Here is a 25795-nt window from a genome sequence, read left to right on the forward strand (position 1 = left end):
TAAATATGTGCTGAGGCACGAGATGCCCACTTGGCGGAATTGGCAGACGCGCAGCGTTCAGGTCGCTGTTCTGGCAACAGAGTGAAGGTTCGACTCCTTTAGTGGGCATGAATGAATAGCTGGGACGTCCAGCATGGGAGTTTTGAGAGCTGACCTTAGGGTCGGCTCTTTTTTGCTTCTACTGCCTTTTTAGCCTAGCAAAATAATAGAAAACTGCTTCTAAGAAAGAGTTAATTTTTTCTAAAAGAGAAAATATAGAAAAAGAATAGAAGGCAAAGACAAAAAAGAAGATCTCCCTCAAAAAAGGAGATCTTCTTTTGCTCTTATTCGCCGTTTAGACTATTAGTGAGAAGCACCTGAAGTAGTGTCTGGTGCAGTTTCTGGAGATGAAGCGCTAGTAGTTGCTTGAACTTGCAATGCGTCAGCCTTGTCTTCTGAGTGACCAGATGCACCTGAAGCCGCGTCAATGTCCAAACCAAACTTTTCAGCAAAGTATGAGAATGGGTGCAGAGCTTCTGCGTGGTAGTACTTCACGAATTCTGGGTCGTCCAAAGTGTTAAGTTCAGTTGAGTAAGCCATGTGCTTAGTGTACTTAACGTCGATGAAGGCCGGGCCGTCCATCTTCTTCCATTCTTCTACAGCTGCTTGGAATTCAGCCTTGTCGTGAACAGTGAAGGCCTTCATGTTCATACCTTCAGCAACCTTTGCCCAGTCGTTGTCTGGCAAGATAACACCTGACAGAGGCTGGTTTGATTCGTCACGTTGTTCTGCTTCGATGTAGCCCAAAGTTTCGTTAGTGAAGACAACAGTCAATACGTGCATGTTGTAGCGAGCCAAAGTCAGCAGTTCTTCACTCATCATAGCGAAGCCACCGTCACCGGCCAAGTGCCATACTTCACGGTCTGGCATAGCAGTTGCGGCTGCAATGGCAGCTGGTGAACCGTAGCCCATAGTTGCGTGCAAACCGGAAGTAGTCCAGCGCTGCTTGCCGTTCATGTTCAACAGACGTACGTGGTCCATGTTGACGTTACCAACATCAATTGCAAAGACAGCGTTGTCTGCGGCTTCCTTGTTGATGACGTCCCAGATTGGTTCTTGGCGTACGCGGCCTTCGTCCTTCAAGTGGTCGTCAGCAAATGAAGCAGTCCATGCGTCCCATTCTTCACGGTCGGCCAAAGCAGCCTTGTAAAGTGGTGATTCTTCACGGGCTTCACCAGCGTCGATCAAAGCACGCAAGCTCTTCTTGGCGTCTGCCAGGATTGATACGTCAACTGAGTGACGCTTGCCTTGCTTTTCTGGGTCAACGTCGATTTGGATAACCTTGGCGTTCTTAGGGAACCACAAGACTGAGAATGGTGAGTTGTTACCAACCCATACTACCAGGTCAGTGTGGCCTTGAACTTCGTTAGGAGCCTTGGCACCGATACGGCCGATAGTACCCAAGTATGGCTTGAAGCTGTCTTCAACGATACCCTTGCCCAGGTATGAGGACATCATTGGCATCTTGAACTTGTCAGAGAATTCCTTCAATTCGTCGGCAGCGCCGGAAGCACCCAAACCGAAGTAAACAACTGGGTTCTTAGCTTCCTTGATCAACTTAGTTGCGGCTTCAATTGATTCAGCAGTTGGAGCAGCGTAGTTGTCAGCAACGTGGTTGCTTGCGGAAACGCGGTAGTTGTCTTCGATTTCTTGCCAGCCGAAGTCCTTAGGAATTACCAAAACAGCTGGACCCTTCTTTGCGTAAGCTTGGCGGATAGCAGTGTCCATCAAGACTGGCAAAGCTTCCTTGGTCTTGGCTTGGTGTACCCAAACGGCAACGTCACGGAACCATGGCATTTCGTCAAAGGCTTGGAAGAAGTTGATGTCTTGACGAGGAGTTGGAACGTTGGCTACCAGGGCAACCATTGGGGTCTTGTCGTACTTAGCGTCGTACAAGCCGTTCATCAAGTGGATGGCACCAGGGCCGGCTGAACCCATGCAGACGCCAAGCTTGCCAGTAAGCTTGTATTCTGCTGAGGCAGCCAGAGAAGCAGCTTCTTCGTGACGAACTTCGATGAACTTGATCTTGTCTTGCATTTCATAGATCGCGTTCATGGTTGAGTCGAATGAACCGCCTGGGAAACCGTAGAGGTGGTCAATGCCCCACTTGTACATAACATCTAAAACTGCGTTAGCACCCTTAATTTTTGCCATAAGTGAATCTCCTTACATTTAATACCTTCAAAAAATTACTTACATTAATAATTATAGGCTTCTTGTAAGCGCTGTCAACATTGTGAAAATATTAATTTTATTTTCTTGGATATTGCCAGGACAATCTCTTGCTTTTCACAGCTTTAAGAAAGATTCTATGAATATTAGACAAAATTTTATCAATGAAAGCATGCAAAAAGCGGATCATCCGATCCGCTTTTTTTAAGCTTCTTCAAATTCGATAATGCTCTTGGTTGAGATGTAAGCTGGTGAAAATTCGCCCCGGTTGTACTTCTCCACCTTCATGAAGCCGTCCTTAGATGAAAAGACGAATTCTGCCAGTTCTTCCAGGCTGGCAAACTGGTCAGTGTAGAAAGTCCCCTTTTCCGTAACCAGCTTCATCTTGCCGGCAAAAAGTTCCCGCCGCTTAGAGTAATTGTTGGTCCGGTTTTGGTTTTGGTAACCATTTCTCTGGTTGTTTCTGCGCTTGCCGTAATTGCCCCGGCCCCGCTTGTCGTCGCTAGTACGTTTACGGACGACAAACTGCTGGTCATTTGCCGGCTCATGGCTCTTTTCAGCCTTTTCGGCCGGCTTTGCTTCTTCCCCGGCCTCTGGCTTAGGAGCAGGCTTTTCGGCCTCCTCAGCCTTGTTTTCGGCTTCCTCGGTATCATCAAAGGCAAAAGGCAATTCAACTTGCGGGTGTTCAACTAATTTTTCCGTTGCCTGGCGCGGTGCCTTCTTGATAAAGCGCGGACCAGCTGGCTTATCTTCTGCTTCTTCTGCAACCTTTTCTTCTTCGGCTGTATCAGTAGTCTCTACTTGCTTTTCCTGGCTTTCTTGTTCTTGCTTTTCTTCCTCTGCTGGCTTGTCTTCAGTCTTTGCTACTTCTACTGCTTCTGCAGCTTTTTCTTCTTTGACTTCAGCCTCAGAGCTCTTTTCTTCAGCTTCAGTCTTTTGGTCTGTTGCTTTTTCTTCAGCCTTTTCCTCTTCAGCTGCGAAGTGGTCGTTGATGTACTGGATGGCGTTTGGTCCCCAGTACTTCTTGTTGTGGTTCTTTTCATCAACGAAGTCTGGCTTCAATTCCTTGTGTTCCCGCAAAAAGATCCGCAGCTTCTTCTTGCCCAGGCCAGTGGTTTCTGCCAGGGCATTGATGTCCAAAAGGCCGTTGTCGGTTGCCGGCGAAGCTGCCGACTTGGGCAAAACCTTGCCCAGCTCTTGGAAGATCTGGCCCACCGCTCGCTCGTCATAAAATTTATTTCCGCTTGGGTCAGTCAAGGTCGGCTTGAACTTAAACTTCATGTTGATCAGGTAGTAGACCTGCTGCTGGGAAACCTGTGCCAATTTTGCGATTTGATCCATTGAGTAGTATTGTTGTGCCATGTATCTGCTTTCCTCTTAACTTAAAGTGCTGATTTTTGCTAAAAAAATTATGATAATTCATTTTCAATTTTACGTCAAATTGACATGAAATGCTTGATTTTTGCAATATTCAACAAAAAAGCCGCTCCATAAGGAGCGACTTGATGATCAAATCAGTCTAATTACCATTCGTAATCTTCAGTGTCCTGCATCCCCAGGCCAGTAGCCTTGTCCAGCAGGATTCTTTGTTCAAAGTGAGCCACGTTGAGCTTGGTTTCCTTAACCATGTCCGGGTTTACGGAAACGTAGTCAATCCCGCTCTTAACCAAGAATTCAGTGAAGTCTGGGTATTCTGAAGGTGCCTGGCCGCAGATGGAAACGGTCTTGCCATCCTTGTGGGCGGTCTTGATCAAGTGACGGATTGCCCGCTTAACAGCCAGGTTGCGTTCGTCGTAGAGGGCGGAAACGGCGTCGTTGTTCCGGTCAGTCCCCATGATCAGCATGGTCAAGTCGTTTGACCCGATTGAGTAGCCGTCAACAAACTTGTTGAACTTGTCAGCCAAAATGATGTTGGATGGAATTTCCGCCATCATGAAGACCTTGAAGTCACGGCTGCGCTCAAGCCCTTCGTCAGCCATGATCTTGGTTACCTTTTCTGCTTCTTCAACAGTTCTGCAGAATGGGATCATGACGTTCAAGTTCTTGAGGCCGAATTCGTTTCTAACCTTCTTGACTGCTTCCAGTTCCAGCTTGAAGGCTTCAATGTACTTCGGGTCGTAGTAGCGGCTTGCCCCGCGCCAGCCAAGCAGGTCAGCTGGTTCATGCGGTTCGTACTTCTCCCCGCCCTTCAAGTTCCGGTATTCGCTGGACTTGAAGTCAGAGAATCTTAAGACAACTGGTCTTGGGTTCATGGCCCGGCAGACCTTGCTGATCCCGTTGGCCAGTTCGTTGACAACCCGTTCTGGGTGGCCGGTTTCAATCAAGTAAAGCGGGTGCTGGTGGATGTAAGTGGTCCACAAGAATTCTTCCCGCATCAAACCGATACCATCAGCTGGCAGAGTTGAGTACTTTTCAGCCAGGTCTGGGTCACCCAGGTTCATCATGACTCTGGTTGCCGTTGGCGGGAAGTATTCAGCAGCGGCCATTGGCGCGGTCTCAGCCTTCTTTGGCTTAACGACTTCCTCGGCTACACCTTGGTAGACAACCCCGTTCTTGGCGTCAACCGTTACTTCCTGGCCAGTCTTCAGCAATCTGGTTGCAAAAGTCCCCCGGCTGGCGGTACCAACGATACATGGAATCTGCATTTCCCGGGAAACGATAGCGGCGTGGCAGGTCATCCCACCGTTGTTGGTAACAATAGCGGCCGCCTTCTTCATGGCTGGTACCCAGTCTGGTGAGGTCATCAAGGTAACCAGGATTTCGCCTTCCTTGAATTCACCGATGTCCTTCGGGTCGTCAATTACGTGCACGATACCAGAAGCTACGCCTGGGCTGGCTGGCAGACCCTTGACCAAAACCTTGTTGGAGCTTGGAGCCTTAACGTCAGTTTCTTCCTTGGCGCCGCCCTCCTTCTTTCTTTGTGACCAAACAGTTTCCGGACGGGCTTGAACGAGCCAGAGCTTGTCGTCCTGGTCTCTGGACCATTCCATGTCCATGTAGCAGCCATAGTGCTTTTCAATCTGCTTAGCGTAGCCGGCAAGTTCAATGACTTCTTCATCAGTCAAGCATGGAGTCTTGGCTACGTCTTCCGGGACGTCTCTTTGTTCAACCCCGCCGCCTGGCAGACGGATCAATTCAATGTTCTTGTTGTTGATGGTCTTGCTTGCGATTTGCATGCTTTCCTTGTCAACTTCGAAGTTGTCCGGGGTAACTGTCCCTTGAACGATGTATTCGCCCAGGCCCCATGAACCTTCGATCATGACCTTGGTGTCGTCACCGTTGGCAACGTTAACCGTGAACATAACCCCGGCTGACTTGGAGAAGGCCATCATTTGGACAGCTGCTGACAAAGCAACTTTCTCTTGCGGGAAGTTCTGCTTGATCCGGTAGTAGGTTGCCCGGTCCGTGAACAGGGAAGCGTAGCAGTCTTGTACCTTGCGGATAACATCCTTGCGGCTTCTAACGTTAAGGTAAGTGTCCTGTTCCCCGGCAAATGAAGCATCTGGCAGGTCTTCGGCCGTAGCACTTGAACGAACCGCAACGTATGGTTCGTTTTGCCCGGTCATCTTGGCCAGTTCGTCATATGAGTTGCCGATGTCTTCGGCCAAGTCTTCCGGCATTGGTGCCTCACGCATGATCTTTCTGATCTGGCTGCAGACCCGGTGCAGTTCTTCTGAGTCTTCTGGGTCCTTCAAAGTTGCCAGCAAGGCATTTACCTTCTCGTTCAAGCCATTGACTTCCATGAAGTGCCGGTAGCCGTGAGCAGTAGTCGCGAAGCCATAAGGCACTGGCACGTCAGTACCTGAAGTCAATTCACCCAATGATGATGATTTGCCCCCAACCAGGGCCACGTCTTCGCGGCGCAGTTGGTTAAACCAAAGAACGTATGCATTTTGGCGTTCTTCCTCAGTCAATTCCTTCTTGTCGTTAACTTCCATTGTTTTCACCTCATATCACTAGAGCTTGTAAGCCTTTTCACTTTTCACTATTGATTATTGCCCTTTTGTGAAAAAATGTCAACAGTTTCTTACAAGTTTTTTGGAGGAATTTCTTGTAACCGTTTCCTTTGCCAAAATAACAATCTTTCCAAAAGACTTTTCTGTTAAAGTACTGGCAACCATCGAATTGTTTTTATTCACAAACTAAAAAATAGTTTTATCAAAAAGACCGCCTATCCCCCGTCAGACCAAGACCTTTTGCAACTTTTTTCGCAAGATTTTTGCCATGAATAGACGATTTGGGCAAAAAAGCGAATGAAAAAATTCCAAAAATGGCGAAAAAAAGACCCTCCAAAAGGAGGATCTTTCAATGACTCTTATTCTTTTTATCCAAACTTATCTGAACTTTTGCATGATCCGGGTCACCCGGCTGCCCAAGATGTTTTCAGCCAAGCCGGTTTTAAGGCTCAAGGCCCCGTAGACTATTACGCCTACCCCAACCGCAAGAGCACTGAGCAGCATAGCTGACAGGCGGCGGTATGGACTGAGGAAGAGCCCGCCCAGCTTGACCGTGGCAAATACTGCCGCGAACATCACTAAGGAGAAGCTGGCAATCCCGATAAAGCGCCGCATGGTCCGGTCAGCCCGCCAGCGGTATTTCACGCTGAGGTGCTTGAGGGACATGGCGATGACCGCCAAAAGGCCCAGATTGGTCGCCAGAAGCGGGCCATAGACCTTGAAGAGACGGATCATCGGGTACTGGACGATTGACTTGATGACCAAACCGAGAATCAGATAGCGGATCGCGTACATGTTTTCATCCAGCCCCTGCAAGATGGCCATGAGGACCGTAAACATCCCCAAGCTGATGGCCGTGAAGGAGGACAAGTACAAGACATGGGCTCCCAGCCGGTCATAGCCGTAGAAGATCGTGTACAGAGGATCTGAAATCGCGGCCATCCCCAGTGAAGCCGGCAATAAGACAAACAGGAAAAGTTCCAAGGTATTGCCGATCTGGCGGGAAATATCCCGGTAGTCCCTTCTGGCGTGGGCCCCTGACAAAAGCGGAATGGCGGTAACGGCCATGGCCGTTGACAAGGAAACCACGATCATGATCAGCTTGTTGGCGTTCAAGCCGAACAAGGCGTACCAGCTTTCTACTTCATCAAAAGGCACGTGCATGAAGCTGGCAATCATCGGGTGGAAGGTATACTGGTCCACCAGCTGGAAGATGTTGATCCCGGAGTCAATGATGATGAAGGGAATCGACTGCTGAATGATTTCAAAAAGCAGGCTGTTGGTCGAAACTTGCACCTGATTGTTGGACTGGGCGATCAAGGGATCCACCGTCCGCTTCTGCTTGAGGTAAAAAATCACCAGCAGGCCAATACCGAACACGGCCCCGATCGCGGCAGCCAGGTTGGACTGAGTTACCGCGTCAACATAATTGCCATGCTGGACCCGCATGATCACATAGGCCGTCAAAAGCATCCAGATCACCCGGGCCAGTTGTTCCACAAACTGGGACATGGCACTTGGCATCATGTCGTTGAAGCCCTGGAAATAGCCCCGCAAAATGCTCAAGATCGGGATGATCAAAACCGCGATGGACAGGCTCCGGATCACCGGAACTTCCTGGGGGTTAAAGCCAGACAGCGGCAAGGCCAAAAAGTACATGCAGGCCGCCGAGATAATCCCGAAAGCTCCCATCAAGACCAGGCCGTGCCTAAAGAGCTTGCGGCCGACCCCGTATTCATTAAGGGCATTGTATTTGGCAATCTGCTTGGCGATTGCCCCTGGAATGCCCGCGGTGGAGATGATAATGAACAGGCTATAGATGTTGTAGCTCTTCGCCGTCAGTGAGTTGGCCAAGTTGCCATACTTTCCCATCCAGGCATACCAAGGGATGATATAGATCGCCCCAAGAATCCGCGACAGGATAGAGCCAATAGTCATCCAGGCCGAGCCCTTTAAAAGCTGGGCCTGGGAGTTGGTCTGTGATTTGTTTTTTGCCATAAAACTTCCCTAATCCTTATACTTCAACCTACTATCATATTCCTGATCCAGCTTGAAATATACCATAAATTGATTTTTTAGGAAAATTTTAGATTATTTGGCAACAATGTTCACGATCTTGTTTGGCACGACAATGACCTTCTTGATCTCCTTGCCTTCCAAAAATTCCTTGACGTGCGGCAGAGCGGTTGCGGCTGCTTGGGCTTCTTCTCTGCTTGCATCCTTGGCGATTTGGAAGTTGCCCCGCTTCTTGCCGTTGACCGTAACAGCCATTTCAACCGTGCTTTCAACCAGCTTGCTTGCGTCGTAAGTTGGCCAGCTAGCAAACTGCACGCTTTCGTCGTGGCCGAAGACATGCCAGATTTCTTCCATCATGTGCGGAGCAACTGGCGCCATCAGCTTGACGAAGCCTTCAGCGTATTCCCGCGGAATCTTGTCGACCTTTTGGCAGGCGTTCATGAAGACCATCATTTGGGAAATAGCAGTGTTGAAGCGCAATTCTTCAAAGTGTTCCGTAACGACCTTGACCGTTTCGTTGTAGATCTTGTCCAGCTTGCCGTCGTTTTCGTCACTGATCTTTTCAGACGGGATCGGGTCCAGGTCCAGGTCGTTGACAAAAGTCCGCCATACCCGGTCAAGGAACTTCTTGACACCGGAAGGACCGTTGTCGTCCCAGTCGATTGAAGCATTCAGTGGCCCCATGAACATTTCGTAAGTCCGCAGGCTGTCTGCACCGTATTCGTCAACGACATCGTCTGGGTTGACCACGTTGCCGCGGGACTTGGACATCTTTTCATGGTTCTTCAGGATCAAGCCCTGGTTGTAGAGCTTTTGGAACGGTTCCTTGGTTGGCACGACACCCAGGTCGTAAAGAACCTTGTGCCAGAATCTAGCGTAAAGCAGGTGCAGGGTCGCGTGTTCTGCCCCGCCGATGTAGAGGTCAACCGGCATCCACTTCTTCAAGAGTTCCGGGTCTGCCAGAGCCTTGTCGTTGTGCGGGTCGATGTAGCGGAGGAAGTACCAGCTTGAACCAGCCCATTGCGGCATGGTGTTGGTTTCCCGCTTGCCCTTTCTGCCGTTTTCGTCAACAACGTTGACCCAGTCAGTCAGGTTAGCCAGCGGGCTTTCCGGAGTACCAGATGGCTTGATGTTGGTTTCCTTTGGCAGACGCAGCGGCAATTCGTCTTCTGGAACCAAAGTGGTTTCCCCGTCTTCCCAGTGGATAACCGGAATTGGTTCACCCCAGTAGCGCTGACGGGAGAAGTTCCAGTCCCGCATCTTGTAGTTGACCTTCTTTTCGCCGACGCCCTTTTCAGTCAGCCAGTCAACCATCTTGGCCTTGGCTTCTTCATTGCGGAGGCCGTTCAAAAATTCTGAGTTGACGTGGGCACCGTCGCCAGCAAAGGCTTCCTTGCTGATGTCGCCGCCTTCAACGACTTCCTTGATTGGCAGGTCGAACTTAGTGGCAAAAGCGTAGTCTCTTTCGTCGTGGGCTGGAACAGCCATAACTGCCCCGGTCCCGTAAGTTGCCAGTACGTAGTCAGAGATCCAGACCGGCACTTCTTCCCCGTTGACTGGGTTGATGGCGTAAGCACCAGTGAAGACCCCGGTCTTGTCCTTGTTCAAGTCAGTTCTTTCCAGGTCAGACTTGGATTCGATGGACTTGATGTAGGCATCAACTGCTTCCTTTTGTTCTGGCGTAGTGATTTCCTTGACCAGGTCGTTTTCCGGTGCCAAAACCGTGTATGAGCAGCCAAAGAGGGTGTCTGGCCGGGTGGTGAAGATGTCAAAGCTCTTGTCTGAATCCTTGATCTTGAAGGTTACTTGAGCCCCAACTGAGCGGCCGATCCAGTTTCTTTGCATTTCCTTGATCGGTTCTGGCCAGTCCAAGTCATCCAGGTCATCCAGCAAACGGTCAGCGTAAGCGGTGATCTTCAGCATCCATTGCCGCATCTTGCGCCGGTAAACCGGGTAGCCGCCCCGTTCAGTCTTGCCGTCGATAACTTCTTCGTTGGCGACAACCGTGCCCAGGTCTGGTGACCAGTTAACTGGCACTTCAGCTTCATAAGCCAGGCCCATCTTGTACATTTGTTCAAAAATCCACTGGGTCCACTTGTAGTAGTTCGGGTCAGTGGTCTTGATTTCCCGGTCCCAGTCATAAGAGAAGCCCAAAGCTTGCAGCTGCTTTTTGAAGTGGGCAATGTTTTGGTCAGTGAAAGTAGCCGGGTCGTTACCAGTTTGCAGGGCGTATTGTTCAGCCGGCAGGCCGAAGGCATCCCAGCCCATTGGGTGCAAGACGTTGTAGCCTTGGGCCCGCTTCATTCTGGCCATGATGTCAGTAGCCGTGTAGCCTTCCGGGTGACCAACGTGCAGCCCCTTGCCTGATGGGTAAGGGAACATGTCAAGTACGTAGTACTTTGGCTTCTTTGGGTCAGTCCCAGTCTTAAAAGTCTTGTTTTCCAGCCAGTACTTTTGCCACTTCTTTTCGACAACTTTATGGTTGTACATCTGCTAAATCCTTTCCTAAAAACAAAAAACGCCCTATGTTCAAACATAGGACGAATTGTTTCGCGGTACCACCTAAGTTCCACGCTTTCGCGTGACACTCAAATGTTTCTTAAAGCGAAACAACACTTTGGCATTGTCCGGGTGAGTTCAAAATTTCTCTTTCAAGCCTCGCAGCCACCGGCTCTTCTCTGAAGAAAGAAAAATTTCTACTACTCCCTGCCCTTTATTATTTTCTCTATAACGATTATACTTTACCACATGGCCAAAATTTTACAAGGAGAAAAATTAAAAACAATTGAATACGAAAGAAAATAAAGTTAATTATCAGCCGCTTTTAATTTTTGGCGGCGCCTTCAGCATCTTTTTTGCCTATTGGGTCTACCTGATCGCCAGCAAGAATCCCTTTATCAAAACTTTTGACACGGTAGTCTACAATGCCATCAGAAACAACAGTCCAGTCGAAAAGCAGCTGACCTTTTACTGGACCCAGCTTGGCAACACGCTAACCATCACGGTCTTTACGGTGATTCTGGTCCTTTTCCTGATCTACCGGCGGAACTATATCCACGCCGTCTTCGCCAGCTTGACCATGATCGCGGCTAATTACTGCAACTCGGTTATCAAGAACATCATTCAGCGCCAGCGGCCCCGGATGGACAAAACGGTTCACGCCGACGGCTTCTCCTTCCCGTCTGGCCACTCAGTCGGCTCTATGACTTTGGCCTTGGTCTTGATCGCCTTGATCGTCGTCCTGGTAAAAAAGAAGCCGCTGAAATACTGGTTGATAGGCTTTTGCGTCTTCTTCACCCTGTCGATTGGCTTTACCAGAATGTACCTGCACGTTCACTGGCCAAGCGACGTCTTAGGCGGCTGGTGTGAGGGCCTGGCCTTCAGTTCCCTGGCTAGCTGGCTCTTTTTCAAGGCCTTGGACAAAAAGAATAAACTAAATCCTTAATAACAAAAAATCTGCTCACCAGTCCGTGAGCAGATTTTTGTTTGCATTCAGATTTTTGCCTAGTCCTTCTTCTGCCGGTAGATATGGTTGAAGACCAAAGACAAAAGCAAGGCAATCAAAGAAACGATGTAGATCCCCCGCATGGCTGAGTGCAGGATTTCCCGCAAAGGAGCCAAAACGGCCGGATCCAGGCTTTTAGCCTGGGCTGGGGAGACAATCTTGTTCATCATCTCACTGGTCAAGGAAGGGTGCTTTTTGAGCCCGCTGGCCACGACCGCGTTGAAGGTCATCCCGTAAAAGACCATCATCACGGTCTGCCCCAGATACTTCATCAAGGTGTTAAAAGAAGTTGCCACCCCTACCTGGCTCTTGTCGACCACCATCTGGGCCCGGACCTGGCTGGCCGTGGCGATGCTGCCGAAGCCAATCCCGTTGAAGACGGCAATCAAGCAGAAGACCCAAAATGGCGTGTAGGTTGGAATCAAGATAAAGGCCAGGTCAGCCCCAAGCAAAAGAAAGAGTGAGGCGTCAAAGAACTTCTGCGTTCCCCACCGACCCATAAGGTCGCCGGCCAGGAAGGATCCACAGACCCATAAAAGGGAGCTTGGCGTAATGGCAAAGCCGGCGATTGAAGCGCTGACCCCGTTGATCCCCTGCAGCCAGGTCGGGATATAGAATTCAAAGCCGATCACGACCCCGGACACCAGGAGCTGTAAGATGTTGACCGACAGAAATTCCTTGTCTTTCAAAATGCTGAAGGGAATGATCGGGTCAGCGGCAGTTTTTTCCACCTTGACAAAAAGGCAGAGGCTGACCAGCATGATTGCCGCCAAAGCCAGCAAGGTCCAGCTGAAGCCTTTTTCCAGACCCTGCAAAAGGAGCATCAAGGAAAGCAAAAAGATGACTAAGCTGAAGCTGCCCTTGAGGTCGATCTGTAATTTGTTTTTAGCAATATCCTCATGCAGGTAGAAAGCGACCAGCAAAAAGGCGATCAAGCCGATTGGCACGTTGATCATAAAGACCCAGTGCCAAGACAAGTGCTGGACGATAAAGCCGCCTAAAAGCGGAGCGATAACTGAAGCCAGGCCCCAGAAACCCGAGGTCAGTCCCAGCATTTTTGCCCGCTTGTCAATGTCATACATGTCGGCTAAAACGGTCACCCCGGCTGTCTGAATAGCCCCTGAACCAAGGCCCTGCAGGACGCGGAAGATGATCAATTCCACCATTGAATGCGAAAAGCCGCAGAGGGCTGAGCCGAGCACAAAAAGTCCGATGCCAAATAAAAAAACTGGCTTGCGTCCTACGCTATCAGCCAGTTTCCCATAAATTGGCGTTGAGACTGCCGTCATCAGCAGAAAGACAGACACCACCCAGCTCATGATTGCCAGCCCGTCCAAATCGGCGATAATGGTTGGCATCGCGGTCGAAACAATGGTGCCTTCGATCGCGGACATAAAAGTGGTGATAAAGACAGCGAGCGTGACCATTTTCACGTTTGTTTTCTTCATTCTTTTCTCCAACGAAATTTATGTTACGTTATGTCTTACGTGTATTCAGTTGTCGTAAAAATATTACTTGCGGCCGTTAACGAAAGCTCGGAGAGCTTCAGCCTTGTCGGTCTTTTCCCAAGGCAGATCGATGTCAGTGCGGCCAAAGTGGCCGTAAGCAGCCGTCTGCTTGTAGATTGGCCGGCGCAAGTCCAGCATCTTGATGATCCCGGCTGGCCGCAGGTCAAAGTTAGCCCGGACAGCTTCGGTCAAAAGCTGGTCGCTCACCTTGCCGGTCCCGGCAGTATCAATCATGATGGAAACCGGGTGGGCTACCCCAATGGCGTAGGCCAATTGCACTTCACAGCGGTCAGCCAGGCCAGCAGCTACAATGTTCTTAGCCACATAGCGGGCAGCGTATGAGGCGCTTCTGTCGACCTTGGTGGCGTCCTTGCCGCTGAAGGCACCGCCGCCGTGGCGGGCATAGCCGCCGTAAGTGTCGACAATGATCTTGCGGCCAGTCAAACCGGCGTCGCCCTTTGGCCCCCCGATAACAAAGCGGCCGGATGGGTTGATCAGGTACTTGGTCTCGTCATCCAGGAACTTATCTGGAATGACTTCCTTGATCACATCGTGGACCATGGCCACCCGGATCTCTTCGTTAGTCACGTCAGGACTGGTCTGGGTAGAAATAACTACCGTGTCCACCCGCTTAGGCTTGCCGGCACCATCGTATTCCACCGTGACCTGGGCCTTGGCATCTGGCCGCAGCCAAGGGAAAGTCCCGTCTTTTCTCAGCTGGGCTACTTTGCGCATCAAGCGGTGGGCCAGGGAAATCGGCAAAGGCATCAGTTCCGGCGTTTCGTTGATGGCGAAACCGAACATGAGCCCCTGGTCACCGGCCCCGATCTGGTCGAGTTCATCGCTGTCGTCTTCTCCCCGGACTTCCAGGGCTTCATCAACCCCGCCGGCGATGTCAGGCGACTGCTTGTCCAGTGCTACCAATACAGCGCAGTTGTCGGCGTCAAAGCCCAGGTCCGGGTCATTATAGCCGATCTCACGGATCGTCTTTCGCGCGACCTGCTGGTAGTCAACATTAGCCGTGGTCGAGATTTCCCCGAAGAGCAAGACCAAACCGGTAGTTACAGAAGTCTCACAGGCCACGTGGGCTTGCGGGTCCTGCGCGAGTACCGCGTCCAGGATGGCATCGGAGATCTGGTCAGCGACCTTGTCCGGGTGTCCTTCTGAAACTGATTCTGACGTAAATAAGTGCTTTTCCATCTATGTGTGTCCCCCTATAGACTAGCTACACGGTTACAAGGCATCTTCACCAATTTGGTGAATCCTATCAGGACTTGTAACAAATAATATTTTAAATATGTTCAGTTTTTTGTAAAAAAAAAGATTACCGTCCGGTAACCTTCTGAACAATGGAGGATACAGGGCTCGAACCTGTGACCCTCTGCTTGTAAGGCAGATGCTCTCCCAGCTGAGCTAATCCTCCATATGACCCGTACGGGATTTGAACCCATGTTACCGCCGTGAAAGGGCGGTGTCTTAACCACTTGACCAACGGGCCGTTTCGTAAGCACGTTTACTAGTATACAGCAATTCCCTGCCAATGCAAGTCTTTTTTACGAAAAAATTTTCAGAAAAATAGCAAGACAGATAAAAATAAAAACAAAAAATCCACGACCATGTCGTGGATTGCTTATAGCGGCGGGGGGGATCGAACCCTCGACCTCCCGGGTATGAACCGGACGCTCTAGCCAGCTGAGCTACACCGCCATAAAACGGAGTGTGAGGGATTTGAACCCTCGATACAGGTATTTACCCGTATACATGATTTCCAATCATGCTCCTTCAGCCGCTCGGACAACACTCCATATTAAACTCCGCCTGTCAGACTCGAACTGACGACATCCTGATTAACAGTCAAGCGCTCTACCAACTGAGCTAAGGCGGAATGTTGAGCGCGGCAGCTTCCTATCCTCGCAGGCAGTTTCCCACCAACTACTTTCGGCGTTAAGAAGCTTAACTGCTGTGTTCGGCATGGGAACAGGTGTATCCTTCTTGCCATTGCCACCGCACTCTCTTTGAGCTTGCACGCTCAAAACTGAATATCTTTTCCAAGTCAAAACCTTCATTGCTTCGCTCTTTTGGTCAAGTCCTCGACTGATTAGTACCGGTCCGCTCCAAAGCTCACGCTTCTTCCACTCCCGGCCTATCTACCTCATCGTCTCTGAGGTGTCTTACTTTCTTGAAGAAATGGGAAATCTCATCTTGAGGGGGGCTTCGCACTTAGATGCTTTCAGCGCTTATCCCGTCCGCACATAGCTACCCAGCGATGCCTTTGGCAAGACAACTGGTACACCAGCGGTGCGTCCATCCCGGTCCTCTCGTACTAAGGACAGCTCCTCTCAAATTTCCTGCGCCCACGACGGATAGGGACCGAACTGTCTCACGACGTTCTGAACCCAGCTCGCGTGCCGCTTTAATGGGCGAACAGCCCAACCCTTGGGACCGACTTCAGCCCCAGGATGCGACGAGCCGACATCGAGGTGCCAAACCTCCCCGTCGATGTGAACTCTTGGGGGAGATAAGCCTGTTATCCCCAGGGTAGCTTTTATCCGTTGAGTGATGGCCCTTCCATGCGGTACCACCAGATCACTAAGCCCTACTTTCGTACCTGCTCGAGTTGTCTCTCTCGCAGTCAAGCTCCCTTTTACCTTTACACTCTGCGAATGATTTCCAACCATTCTGAGGGAACCTTTGGGCGCCTCCGTTACACTTTAGGAGGCGACCGCCCCAGTCAAACTGCCCGTCAAACACTGTCCTCGGTCTGGATCACAGGCCTGAGTTAGAGCATCCGTCAAGCAAGGGTAGTATCCCAACAGCGCCTCAGATAAGACTGGCGTCCTATCTTCTCCGGCTCCTACCTATCCTGTACATGCTTGACAGATACCCAATATTAAACTGCAGTAAAGCTCCATGGGGTCTTTCCGTCCTGTCGCGGGTAACCCGCATCTTCACGGGTATTATAATTTCACCGAGTCTCTCGTTGAGACAGTGCCCAAATCATTACACCTTTCGTGCAGGTCGGAACTTACCCGACAAGGAATTTCGCTACCTTAGGACCGTTATAGTTACGGCCGCCGTTTACTGGGGCTTCAATTCAAACCTTCGCTTGCGCTAAGCTCTCCTCTTAACCTTCCAGCACCGGGCAGGTGTCAGCACCTATACTTCATCTTACGATTTTGCAGATGCCTGTGTTTTTGATAAACAGTTGCTTGGGCCTTTTCACTGCGGCTGATCTTGCGACCAGCGCCCCTTCTCCCGAAGTTACGGGGCCATTTTGCCGAGTTCCTTAACGAGAGTTCTCTCGCTCACCTGAGGATACTCTCCTCGACTACCTGTGTCGGTTTGCGGTACGGGTGCACCGTCTCTGGCTAGAAGCTTTTCTCGGCAGTGTGACGTCGCAGCCTTCGCTACTATAATTTCGCTCCTCATCACGCCTTGTCCTTATGAGAGCAAGCATTTGACTCGCTCTCAGACTTGACGCTTGAACGTGGTATCCAGCACCACGCGCTGCTAGCCTCCTGCGTCCCTCCATCGCTCATAACGATTCGGTGCAGTACAGGAATCTCAACCTGTTGTCCATCGACTACGCCTCTCGGCCTCGCCTTAGGTCCCGACTTACCCTGGGCGGACGAGCCTGCCCCAGGAAACCTTAGTCTTGCGGCGGACAGGATTCTCACCTGTCTTTCGTTACTCATACCGGCATTCTCACTTCTAGAAGCTCCACATGTCCTCTCGGTCATGCTTCTCCGCCGCTAGAACGCTCTCCTACCACGTGCTTGCGCACATCCACAGTTTCGGTATCATGCTTAGCCCCGGTAAATTTTCGGCGCGGCGTCACTCGACTAGTGAGCTATTACGCACTCTTTGAATGATGGCTGCTTCTGAGCCAACGTCCTAGTTGTCTGCGCAACTCCACATCCTTTTCCACTTAGCATGAATTTTGGGACCTTAACTGGTGATCTGGGCTGTTTCCCTTTCGACTACGGATCTTATCACTCGCAGTCTGACTCCCGCACATAAATGTCTGGAATTCGCAGTTTATCTGAATTCAGTAACCCTTGACGGGCCCCTAGTCCAAACAGAGCTCTACCTCCAGCATCCTCTTTGCGAGGCTAGCCCTAAAGCTATTTCGGAGAGAACCAGCTATCTCCAAGTTCGTTTGGAATTTCACCGCTACCCACAACTCATCCCCGCAATTTTCAACTTACGTGGGTTCGGTCCTCCAGCGCGTTTTACCGCGCCTTCAACCTGGTCATGGGTAGGTCACTTGGTTTCGGGTCTGCGTCAGCCAACTGCTCGCCCTCTTCAGACTCGCTTTCGCTGCGGCTCCGTCTTTTCTGACTTAACCTTGCTGACTAACGCAACTCGCCGGTTCATTCTACAAAAGGCACGCCATTACCCCTTAACGGGCTTTGACTACTTGTAGGCACACGGTTTCAGGTTCTCTTTCACTCCCCTCCCGGGGTTCTTTTCACCTTTCCCTCACGGTACTGGTTCACTATCGGTCACTGGTTAGTATTTAGCCTTGCGAGATGGTCCTCGCGGATTCAAACGGGATTTCACGTGTCCCGCCCTACTCAGGATACTGATAGGCCTTCTTTGGATTTCGCTTACGGGGCTCTCACCCTCTCTGGCGCGTCTTCCCAAACGCTTCTGCTATCCTCTGAAGTGCCATGTCTCAGTCCTACAACCCCGGCAGATAAATCTGCCGGTTTGGGCTCTTTCCTGTTCGCTCGCCGCTACTTGGGAAATCGATATTTCTTTCTCTTCCTGCAGCTACTTAGATGTTTCAGTTCACTGCGTGTTCCTTTCTTGTGCTATGTATTCACACAAGAATAGCATGTCTGCACATGCTGGGTTCCCCCATTCGGAGACCTCCGGATCAAAGCCTACTTACGGCTCCCCGAAGACTTTCGCGGTTAGTCGCGTCCTTCATCGGCTTCCAGTGCCAAGGCATTCACCGTGCGCCCTTCTTCACTTGACCTTGCAAGTCAGTTCTTTCGAACTCTCTCGGTCGCTTTGCAATGTTTTCATTGATCTCAATGATTCTCGGTTTTTTCTTGGAATTAAGATATTCAGTTTTCAACGTACAAACTTGGCCGTTAGGCCAATGGAGGCAAACGGGATCGAACCGATGACCTCCTGCTTGCAAAGCAGGTGCTCTCCCAGCTGAGCTATGCCCCCGTAAATATCAACTTTTAAGATGTTACTCCATCTTAGCCGAAATGTAAAGACTTTTCTTCGCATTTCAATGGGCCTGGATGGACTTGAACCATCGACCTCACGCTTATCAAGCGTGCGCTCTAACCAGCTGAGCTACAGGCCCAAGTTCTTATTGTTGGTACTCTCAAAACTGAACAAAGTTTCTTTTGCAGTGTGCTTCCGTAACTCACAATCGTCTATTAGTGTTCCCACTCTCTGATTGTGTGTCTTTCCTTAGAAAGGAGGTGATCCAGCCGCAGGTTCTCCTACGGCTACCTTGTTACGACTTCACCCCAGTCATCTGCCCTGCCTTAGGCGGCTGACTCCTTGCGGTTATCCCACCGACTTTGGGCATTGCAGACTTCCATGGTGTGACGGGCGGTGTGTACAAGGCCCGGGAACGTATTCACCGCGGCGTGCTGATCCGCGATTACTAGCGATTCCAGCTTCGTGCAGGCGAGTTGCAGCCTGCAGTCCGAACTGAGAACAGCTTTAAGAGATCCGCTTGCCCTCGCGGGTTCGCTTCTCGTTGTACTGCCCATTGTAGCACGTGTGTAGCCCAGGTCATAAGGGGCATGATGACTTGACGTCATCCCCACCTTCCTCCGGTTTGTCACCGGCAGTCTCTCTAGAGTGCCCAACTTAATGATGGCAACTAAAGACAAGGGTTGCGCTCGTTGCGGGACTTAACCCAACATCTCACGACACGAGCTGACGACAGCCATGCACCACCTGTCTCTGCGTCTCCGAAGAGAACCACCTATCTCTAGGTGTAGCACAGGATGTCAAGACCTGGTAAGGTTCTTCGCGTTGCTTCGAATTAAACCACATGCTCCACCGCTTGTGCGGGCCCCCGTCAATTCCTTTGAGTTTCAACCTTGCGGTCGTACTCCCCAGGCGGAGCGCTTAATGCGTTTGCTGCGGCACTGAGAACCGGAAAGTCCCCAACACCTAGCGCTCATCGTTTACGGCATGGACTACCAGGGTATCTAATCCTGTTCGCTACCCATGCTTTCGAGCCTCAGCGTCAGTTGCAGACCAGAGAGCCGCCTTCGCCACTGGTGTTCTTCCATATATCTACGCATTCCACCGCTACACATGGAGTTCCACTCTCCTCTTCTGCACTCAAGAATGACAGTTTCCGATGCAGTTCCACGGTTGAGCCGTGGGCTTTCACATCAGACTTATCATTCCGCCTGCGCTCGCTTTACGCCCAATAAATCCGGACAACGCTTGCCACCTACGTATTACCGCGGCTGCTGGCACGTAGTTAGCCGTGACTTTCTGGTTGATTACCGTCAAATAAAGACCAGTTACTGCCTCTATCCTTCTTCACCAACAACAGAGCTTTACGATCCGAAAACCTTCTTCACTCACGCGGCGTTGCTCCATCAGACTTGCGTCCATTGTGGAAGATTCCCTACTGCTGCCTCCCGTAGGAGTTTGGGCCGTGTCTCAGTCCCAATGTGGCCGATCAGTCTCTCAACTCGGCTACGCATCATTGCCTTGGTAGGCCTTTACCCCACCAACTAGCTAATGCGCCGCGGGCTCATCCTAAAGTGACAGCTAAAAGCCGCCTTTCAAACTTGAATCATGCGATTCATGTTGTTATCCGGTATTAGCACCTGTTTCCAAGTGGTATCCCAGTCTTTAGGGCAGATTGCCCACGTGTTACTCACCCATCCGCCGCTAGCGTCCAACAAATCATCCCGAAGGAATCTTTGAATTCAGCTCGCTCGACTTGCATGTATTAGGCACGCCGCCAGCGTTCGTCCTGAGCCAGGATCAAACTCTCAATTTGAAAATTGAGCCTTTTTAATCTGCTCCAGATTATTTGCTTGCGAATTGACTTCGCTTATTTGTTTGGATCAAACAATGTTTGACCCGCACACTGCGAAACTTTGTTCAGTTTTCAAAGTACCAACTTGCGTCAAGTGACGCAACGTTTTATATCTTACTCGCTTGTTGACTTCTTGTCAACAAGTTTTTGATATTTTCTTTTTCGTGCCTCCGCAAGACTTGCTTGTCTCACGCGGCAACAAATATTAGTATACTAGCTTTTTTTGATTCGTCAAATTTGCTTTTTCATTCGTTTTATGATTGGTGCACCCGGCAGAGTTGTGACAGATAATTTTCTGCTTATATTCCACTTTTCTGTTTTTAGCTAAAAAATTCGTTTTTGCCGGAAAGAATAGTTCGATTTTTGCCGTTTTCAGCTTTAAATTTCTGTAACAAGTTTTTTACTTTTTTCGTTTCGCTTCTTAATTAATTTTGCCGGCGTTCTATGGTAAAGTTGTTTTAGTATATTTTCGAAAGGAGATCTCGCTTATCAAACAATATGATCTTGCCGTGATTGGTGCTGGACCAGTCGGCCTCTTCGCGGCCTACTTCGCCCGCCTGCATGGCTTAAAGACGGTTATCCTTGAATCCTTGAACGAGCCGGGCGGCCAACCGGAAATGCTCTACCCCTTCAAGAAGATCCTGGACATCCCTGTCTTCAATGAAATCACCGCCGCTGACTTGACCAAGCGCCTTTTAGGCAACTTGACCGACCAGGACCTGGTCACCGGCCACAAGGTCAGCCAGCTGGAGAAAACTGACGACTTCGTGATCGATGGCGAATACCAGGTCCGCAGCATTATCGTGGCAACTGGCAACGGGGCCTTCAAGGCTAAAAAGTTTCCGCTCAAGGCAACCCCGGAGGCTGAAGACCACATCCACTACTTTTTCAAAAAGCCTGACCAGTTCGCCGGCCAGAAGATCGGCATCTTCGGCGGCGGGGACACGGCCCTTGACTGGGCCCAGGAGCTTTCCCAGATTGCTGACGTCACCCTCGTCCACCGGCGCGACCAGTTCCGGGGTATGGAAAGCAGCGTGGAAAACTTGAAGGCTGACCAAAAGGTAACCTTGAAGACCCCTTACCTGCCAAAGAGCATGCAGGTTAAAAATGATCAGCTGCAAATTTCCTTGAAAAAGGTCGGCGGAGATGAAGTCGCTCAGGAAACTTTTGACCAAATCCTGGTCGCCTACGGCTTCCGGGCCGACAACCGCTTCGTCAGCAAGTGGGGAGTTGACCTGGATCAAGGACTCATTTCTGTTGACCGGTCCATGCAGACCAGCGTGCCTGGCATCTATGCCATTGGCGATGCCTGCGGTTACCCGGGCCGGGTGCCAGTTATCGGGATCGGTTTTGGGGAAGCCCAGATCGCGGTCAACGCGATCATGCAAGACCTCTTTCCGGAAAAGAGCCTAACTATCCACTCAACTAGTATTTAGCTGAAAAAGTAAAAAGAAAAGTTAAGAAATAAGAACTGAGGTTAACACATGCCATTGATTGATTTTATCCTGCACATTGATGACCACTTGGTCACCATTGTCAACCAATTTGGGGCGGGTACCTACTGGATCATTTTTGCCATCATCTTTATCGAAACTGGTCTGGTCATCTTCCCCTTCCTGCCAGGTGACTCCTTGATCTTCGCGGCTGCCGCCATGGCCGCCAATCCAAAATACGGCTTAAATGTCTGGCTGCTCTATATTACTGCCGCGGCTGCCGCCATTATCGGTGACAGCATCAACTACGAAATTGGCAAGTGGTCAGTCACTTCCGGGGCCAAGCACAGCTGGTTCAACAAGCTGATCAACGAAAACAACCGGCTGGCGGCGGAGAAATTCTTTGAACGACATGGCTCCATCACCATCGTGATCGGCCGTTTCATCCCCTTCATCCGGACCTTCGTGCCCTTCATTTCCGGGGGCAGCAAGATGCACTACCGGACCTTCGTCATTTACAACATCCTGGGCGGCCTGCTCTGGACGGCCCTCTTTACCAGCATCGGCTACTTCTTCGGCAACTTCCCAGTCGTCAAGGACCACTTCTCCTTGATCGTGATCGGCATCATCCTGGTTTCAGTCGTGCCAATCATGGTTGTGGCCTTGAAGAAGAGAATGACCATGCGGCGCGAGCAAAAGTTCGACAATTAAAGCAGACAAAAAATAAGGACCTGACGGTCCTTATTTTTTTCGGTCTATATTTTGTTTAGCTTGCTTTTCTTGCCTTTCTTTACTTTTTCAGCAAATACCGGGCCAGGTAGAGCTCATAAATCGCTCCGCCAACGGCAAAGCAGGAGGCAAAGAAACCTTCCGTCAAGACGTTGATGATTGGATCAGTCGCCGGGTCAAAAAGCCAGTTGTCATTGCGGAAAAAGAAAGTATGGAAGACCCGGAAGAAACTGTCAAAGTCGGTCAAGGCAAAAGGCATGACCACGACCGGCAGCAGCATCAAGAGCAGGGCCTGGGTCTGGGTCAATTTAATTGGCTTCTTGTAATTGCGGAAATAGCTGCTAAGGGCCAAACATAAGAGGAAAACCAGCTCGGCCAGAATAAAGAGATTCTTGACATCGGCAAAGTGAGCCGCCGCTGAAGCCGAAGTTGGCAAGTTGCTCATCTTGAGCTTGGTCTGACCGGGCCAGACCAGGTAAAGCAGGAGCTGGTTGTAATTGCTCATGACCTGGCCCACGGTCAGGTTGACCGTTTGGTAAGTTTTCTCCAGCAAGGTAAAAAGCAAAAGCAGGGGCCAGCTGATTACGATCGCGCCGACGACGGCACTGGAGACCGCAAATAGAAAATGAAAAAGGGGCTGGCCCAGTTTGCTCAAAAAATTTTTCATAGGCTAAATTCGTCCAAATTATTCACTAAATAAGTCGGCGGCGTGAGGCCGGCCAGGTCCGCCTTTTGGGTCACCCCGGTCAAGGTCAAAAGGGTGTCGACTCCGCTGTTGATTCCGGCCATGATGTCGGTTGGATAGTTGTCCCCAACGATTAAGGCTTCTTCCGCCTTTACCCCGGCCAAGTCCAAGGCGCGGTTGACGATGATGGCTTCCGGCTTGCCGATAAAAAGCGGCTTTTGCCCAGAGGCGACTTCCAAAGCCGCGCAAATTGAGCCGTTGCCCGGCCGCAGTTCCTTACCCACCGGCAGGTTCTGGTCGGAATTGGTGCCAATAAAGACCGCCCCCCGGTGAATGCAGCGGGTGGCCACCATGAGCTTGTGGTAAGTCAAATCCGTGTCCATCCCCACGATCACGTAGTCAGGATTTTCCTCGTCATAATAGAATTCCGGCCGGTCCAGGATTTCCTTCCACAGGCCAATTTGCCCAATGATATAGACACCGATCGGCCTTTTCGCCTCTTTTTCCAAAATATAGCTGGCCGTGGCCATGCTGGGCGTGTAGATCTTGGAAACGTTCGTCTTGACCCCGTGCCCGGCCAATTTGTCAGCCACCATCTGGGGCGTCCTGGTCGTGTTGTTGGTCAAAAATAAGTAGTCAAGTCCCGCCTCATCCAGGCGCTTGACAAAGCGGACGCCGGATTCAATAGTCTCCTTGCCCCGGTAAATCGTCCCGTCCAAATCAATCAAAAATAAGCGGTAATCTTTCACGGCTTCTTCTTTCTAATCACAAATGCCTTGTGCCGGCGGTTCTTCTTGCGGCCTTCGGCATAGCTGCCCTTCTTGGGCCGGCCGTCCTTGACCTTTCTCTCGGTAAAAGCCGCCTTGTTCTTCGGCCGCTTTTTGGCTGGCCGCCGGCGTTGGGTCGGCCGGGGCTTGCGGCTTGGCTGGAGGGACTCCAGGATAAAATAAGGCGCGCCCGGGTTGCAGTATTCAGTCAGGTAGTCAACGATAGTCGACTTTTTCCGGTCAATGGAGGTCTTGACATAGTCATTGTAAAAGCCCCTAAGGCGCAAATGCTCGCTGGAAACATCCCCGACCAGGTAATCGTACTGGTCCAGGTATGGATCGTATTTTTGCTTTAAGACCTCCCGGTCTAAAGCATCCCGCTGGTTGACCAAAAGGCGGTATTCGCGCTGGTTGATCACGACCTTTTCGCCGGCAACCACGACTTCTGCCAAAGGGTGGAGGGGCTTGGCTTCAGCTGTTTTTTCTTTTTGCTCTTTCCTGCCCCTAGCTTCTTTCAGCTTTTTCTCTTTATCTTTTTTCACTTCTTTCTGCTCTTTCCTCAATAAGTTCACCTTCTTTTTTTACAGGATATTTGCGGCTTAAGTAGCCAGCCACGACTTCCCTTAAGAACTGCGGGAAGAGGAATTCATTTTCACCAACAATGGCCAAAGTCGGGAAAAACGGAATCAAGACATAGTGGTCCAAAACGGCAATCTTGTACTCTTGTGCTGGATCCAGCAATTGCCCGTTGACGAAAACGTTCCTGGTCATCCGGTCATACTTGATCCCCTTGTAGTAGACCTCGCCAAAAATCTTCCCTCTGAAGCTCATCCCAATCAAAGGATAATGTTCCAAAAAATGCCGGTTCTTTTCCACTTCCATGACCAGCCGCCACAAGTCCCGGCCTAAAAGCGTGGTCCGGACGACATGCATCGGATGCGGGAGCGCATGCTGGAGGTCAAACTGGTTGATTGGCCCGCTCTTAAATGGCGTCAAAAAGAGACCCGTACTCAGCATGGCCAGGTCGGTTCCGGCGAAGTCAGCGATTGCTTCAAGGGAGACGTCAATGGCTGCCATTTTGTCATCCTTGAACTTCTCTGGCAAGTCTGCCACCTGCCGGCTCTGCAGCATTTTTTGCCCTTCATCATATAAGGCAGCAATTTCTGCTTCATCGCCTTCCTCACTTGGCAAATCCGCCACTGGCACAGTAGTTGGTTTAATCGAAAGGATCTTGTGGTCATCGCCGATTTCCAAGCTGATGTCGCCCACATAATTGCCCCACTTGCCCGTCTGGGTGATCCAAGTGTGGCCTTCCTTGACCCCTTTTTCCAAAAGGGTGTGGCTGTGCCCGCCCACGATCAGGTCAATTTCCGGGTAGTGCTTGGCCAGCCACTGGTCCATTCTGAGGCCCACGTGGGTGATCAGAATCAAGCAGTCGTACTTGCCGGCAATTTCCGGCAAAACCCGGTCCATGGTCTCGCCCAGCATCTTGATCTGCCAATGATTAGGCCCGTAAGTCAGCGGATAAGCGGCGGTTAAGCCCACTAGTGCCAGGCGGGTCCCCTTCTTGGTCTTGATGATCTTGTAGTCATTGGCCCAGGCCGGCCAGCTGCCGTCTTCTTCTCTGAGGTTAGACAAGAGGACCGGGAAGTTGGCGTGGTCAAAAAGCCGCTCCAAAACGGCATGGGGGTTGGAAATCCCCTCATTGTTGCCGATCGTAATGGCATCATAATGAAAGTCGTTCATCAAGCGGATGTTGGCCTGGCCTTCTGTAGCATCAGACAAGGGATGGGACCGGTCCATAAAGTCGCCGGCGTCAAAGGTCAATACCTGGTCGGCCGTCGCCGTTTTTTGCACCTGATGCAAATAGCGCCTGATTTTTGGAAAATGCTCAAAGTGCGAGTGCAGGTCGTTGGTATGCAGAATCCGCAAAGTTTCCATTT

The 25795-nt window shown here is 50.6% G+C and carries 14 protein-coding genes, 8 tRNA genes, 3 rRNA genes, 1 riboswitch and 1 other annotated feature; of the genes, 4 read left to right on the forward strand and 21 right to left on the reverse strand.

Annotation, left to right across the window (positions count from 1 at the left end):
• The first annotated feature begins 24 nt into the window (after positions 1–24).
• A tRNA-Leu gene (locus ACYVUU_RS07735) sits at positions 25–108 on the forward strand.
• Positions 109–342: 234 nt separating this feature from the next.
• Here the strand turns inward: ACYVUU_RS07735 and spxB are convergent.
• From spxB to leuS, 5 genes are all read right to left on the reverse strand, one after another.
• Positions 343–2193 (reverse strand): pyruvate oxidase, encoded by a 1851-nt coding sequence (gene spxB, locus ACYVUU_RS07740; protein WP_484498971.1) that lies wholly within the window; start codon positions 2191–2193, stop codon positions 343–345.
• A 222-nt stretch (positions 2194–2415) separates the two neighbouring features.
• A complete protein-coding gene (locus ACYVUU_RS07745; protein ID WP_484500557.1) occupies positions 2416–3573 on the reverse strand; it encodes a hypothetical protein in 1158 nt (385 codons plus the stop codon).
• A 161-nt stretch (positions 3574–3734) separates the two neighbouring features.
• On the reverse strand, positions 3735–6149 hold the full coding sequence (gene ppsA, locus ACYVUU_RS07750) for a phosphoenolpyruvate synthase (RefSeq protein WP_484498970.1): 2415 nt from the start codon (positions 6147–6149) through the stop codon (positions 3735–3737).
• 396 nt (positions 6150–6545) lie between these two features.
• Positions 6546–8165 carry a putative polysaccharide biosynthesis protein gene (locus ACYVUU_RS07755; protein WP_484500559.1) on the reverse strand — a complete coding sequence of 540 codons (1620 nt, stop codon included), beginning with the start codon at positions 8163–8165 and terminating at the stop codon, positions 6546–6548.
• Between the two features lie 93 nt (positions 8166–8258).
• Complete coding sequence (gene leuS / locus ACYVUU_RS07760; RefSeq protein WP_484500560.1) at positions 8259–10673, reverse strand: leucine--tRNA ligase; 2415 nt, start codon at positions 10671–10673, stop codon at positions 8259–8261.
• Between the two features lie 43 nt (positions 10674–10716).
• Positions 10717–10899: a binding site (T-box leader), on the reverse strand.
• A 69-nt stretch (positions 10900–10968) separates the two neighbouring features.
• Between leuS and ACYVUU_RS07765 the strand changes: the two genes are divergently transcribed.
• Complete coding sequence (locus tag ACYVUU_RS07765; protein ID WP_484500562.1) at positions 10969–11628, forward strand: phosphatase PAP2 family protein; 660 nt, start codon at positions 10969–10971, stop codon at positions 11626–11628.
• A 59-nt stretch (positions 11629–11687) separates the two neighbouring features.
• Here ACYVUU_RS07765 and ACYVUU_RS07770 read toward each other — a convergent pair whose 3' ends face one another.
• The 12 genes from ACYVUU_RS07770 to ACYVUU_RS07825 all read right to left on the reverse strand — a co-directional run bounded on the left by ACYVUU_RS07770 (position 11688) and on the right by ACYVUU_RS07825 (position 20199).
• Positions 11688–13136 (reverse strand): MDR family MFS transporter, encoded by a 1449-nt coding sequence (locus tag ACYVUU_RS07770; RefSeq protein ID WP_484500564.1) that lies wholly within the window; start codon positions 13134–13136, stop codon positions 11688–11690.
• Positions 13137–13199: 63 nt separating this feature from the next.
• Entirely contained in the window at positions 13200–14396 is a 1197-nt protein-coding gene (gene metK, locus ACYVUU_RS07775) for a methionine adenosyltransferase (protein WP_484500565.1), read from the reverse strand.
• Positions 14394–14481, reverse strand: a riboswitch (SMK box riboswitch). Its footprint overlaps the gene before it by 3 nt.
• Before the next feature lie 65 nt (positions 14482–14546).
• Positions 14547–14619, reverse strand: a tRNA-Val gene (locus ACYVUU_RS07780).
• A 3-nt stretch (positions 14620–14622) separates the two neighbouring features.
• Positions 14623–14694, reverse strand: a tRNA-Glu gene (locus tag ACYVUU_RS07785).
• 135 nt (positions 14695–14829) lie between these two features.
• Positions 14830–14903: transfer RNA gene (locus ACYVUU_RS07790), tRNA-Met, on the reverse strand.
• 6 nt (positions 14904–14909) lie between these two features.
• Positions 14910–15000, reverse strand: a tRNA-Ser gene (locus tag ACYVUU_RS07795).
• 8 nt (positions 15001–15008) lie between these two features.
• Positions 15009–15081: transfer RNA gene (locus ACYVUU_RS07800), tRNA-Asn, on the reverse strand.
• 7 nt (positions 15082–15088) lie between these two features.
• A 5S ribosomal RNA gene (rrf, locus tag ACYVUU_RS07805) occupies positions 15089–15205 on the reverse strand.
• A gap of 69 nt (positions 15206–15274) precedes the next feature.
• Positions 15275–18180 (reverse strand): 23S ribosomal RNA (locus ACYVUU_RS07810).
• A 127-nt stretch (positions 18181–18307) separates the two neighbouring features.
• Positions 18308–18380, reverse strand: a tRNA-Ala gene (locus ACYVUU_RS07815).
• 68 nt (positions 18381–18448) lie between these two features.
• A tRNA-Ile gene (locus ACYVUU_RS07820) sits at positions 18449–18522 on the reverse strand.
• 114 nt (positions 18523–18636) lie between these two features.
• Positions 18637–20199, reverse strand: a 16S ribosomal RNA gene (locus ACYVUU_RS07825).
• The 16S, 23S and 5S rRNA genes sit together here with 7 tRNA genes alongside, the layout of an rRNA operon.
• A gap of 548 nt (positions 20200–20747) precedes the next feature.
• Here ACYVUU_RS07825 and ACYVUU_RS07830 point away from each other — a divergent pair.
• Together ACYVUU_RS07830 and ACYVUU_RS07835 are read left to right on the forward strand one after the other, a co-directional pair.
• Positions 20748–21674 carry an NAD(P)/FAD-dependent oxidoreductase gene (locus ACYVUU_RS07830; protein ID WP_484500566.1) on the forward strand — a complete coding sequence of 309 codons (927 nt, stop codon included), beginning with the start codon at positions 20748–20750 and terminating at the stop codon, positions 21672–21674.
• Positions 21675–21722: 48 nt separating this feature from the next.
• On the forward strand, positions 21723–22382 hold the full coding sequence (locus ACYVUU_RS07835; protein WP_484500568.1) for a VTT domain-containing protein: 660 nt from the start codon (positions 21723–21725) through the stop codon (positions 22380–22382).
• Between the two features lie 79 nt (positions 22383–22461).
• Here ACYVUU_RS07835 and ACYVUU_RS07840 read toward each other — a convergent pair whose 3' ends face one another.
• From ACYVUU_RS07840 to ACYVUU_RS07855, 4 genes are read right to left on the reverse strand one after another with little or no spacing between them, the layout of a single operon-like run.
• Complete coding sequence (locus tag ACYVUU_RS07840; protein WP_484500569.1) at positions 22462–23067, reverse strand: TIGR01906 family membrane protein; 606 nt, start codon at positions 23065–23067, stop codon at positions 22462–22464.
• Positions 23064–23834 (reverse strand): TIGR01457 family HAD-type hydrolase, encoded by a 771-nt coding sequence (locus tag ACYVUU_RS07845; RefSeq protein ID WP_484500571.1) that lies wholly within the window; start codon positions 23832–23834, stop codon positions 23064–23066. Before ACYVUU_RS07845 ends, ACYVUU_RS07840 begins: the two co-directional genes overlap by 4 nt.
• The gene (locus ACYVUU_RS07850) at positions 23831–24415 is read right to left on the reverse strand and encodes a YutD family protein (RefSeq protein ID WP_484500572.1); all 585 of its coding nucleotides are present in this window, start codon (positions 24413–24415) and stop codon (positions 23831–23833) included. Before ACYVUU_RS07850 ends, ACYVUU_RS07845 begins: the two co-directional genes overlap by 4 nt.
• The gene (locus ACYVUU_RS07855) at positions 24381–25793 is read right to left on the reverse strand and encodes a bifunctional metallophosphatase/5'-nucleotidase (protein WP_484500573.1); all 1413 of its coding nucleotides are present in this window, start codon (positions 25791–25793) and stop codon (positions 24381–24383) included. Before ACYVUU_RS07855 ends, ACYVUU_RS07850 begins: the two co-directional genes overlap by 35 nt.
• Positions 25794–25795 lie beyond the last annotated feature (2 nt).

The organism is Lactobacillus sp. WILCCON 0058 (assembly GCF_057198005.1).

Excerpts from the sequence above, each read along its gene's own strand:
- spxB (WP_484498971.1), bottom strand. The coding sequence starts at position 2,193 with ATGGCAAAAATTAAGGGTGCTAACGCAGTTTTAGATGTTATGTACAAG.
- ACYVUU_RS07745 (WP_484500557.1), bottom strand. The coding sequence starts at position 3,573 with ATGGCACAACAATACTACTCAATGGATCAAATCGCAAAATTGGCACAG.
- ppsA (WP_484498970.1), bottom strand. The coding sequence starts at position 6,149 with ATGGAAGTTAACGACAAGAAGGAATTGACTGAGGAAGAACGCCAAAAT.
- ACYVUU_RS07755 (WP_484500559.1), bottom strand. The coding sequence starts at position 8,165 with ATGGCAAAAAACAAATCACAGACCAACTCCCAGGCCCAGCTTTTAAAG.
- leuS (WP_484500560.1), bottom strand. The coding sequence starts at position 10,673 with ATGTACAACCATAAAGTTGTCGAAAAGAAGTGGCAAAAGTACTGGCTG.
- ACYVUU_RS07770 (WP_484500564.1), bottom strand. The coding sequence starts at position 13,136 with ATGAAGAAAACAAACGTGAAAATGGTCACGCTCGCTGTCTTTATCACC.
- metK (WP_484500565.1), bottom strand. The coding sequence starts at position 14,396 with ATGGAAAAGCACTTATTTACGTCAGAATCAGTTTCAGAAGGACACCCG.
- ACYVUU_RS07835 (WP_484500568.1), top strand. The coding sequence starts at position 21,723 with ATGCCATTGATTGATTTTATCCTGCACATTGATGACCACTTGGTCACC.
- ACYVUU_RS07840 (WP_484500569.1), bottom strand. The coding sequence starts at position 23,067 with ATGAAAAATTTTTTGAGCAAACTGGGCCAGCCCCTTTTTCATTTTCTA.
- ACYVUU_RS07855 (WP_484500573.1), bottom strand. The coding sequence starts at position 25,793 with ATGGAAACTTTGCGGATTCTGCATACCAACGACCTGCACTCGCACTTT.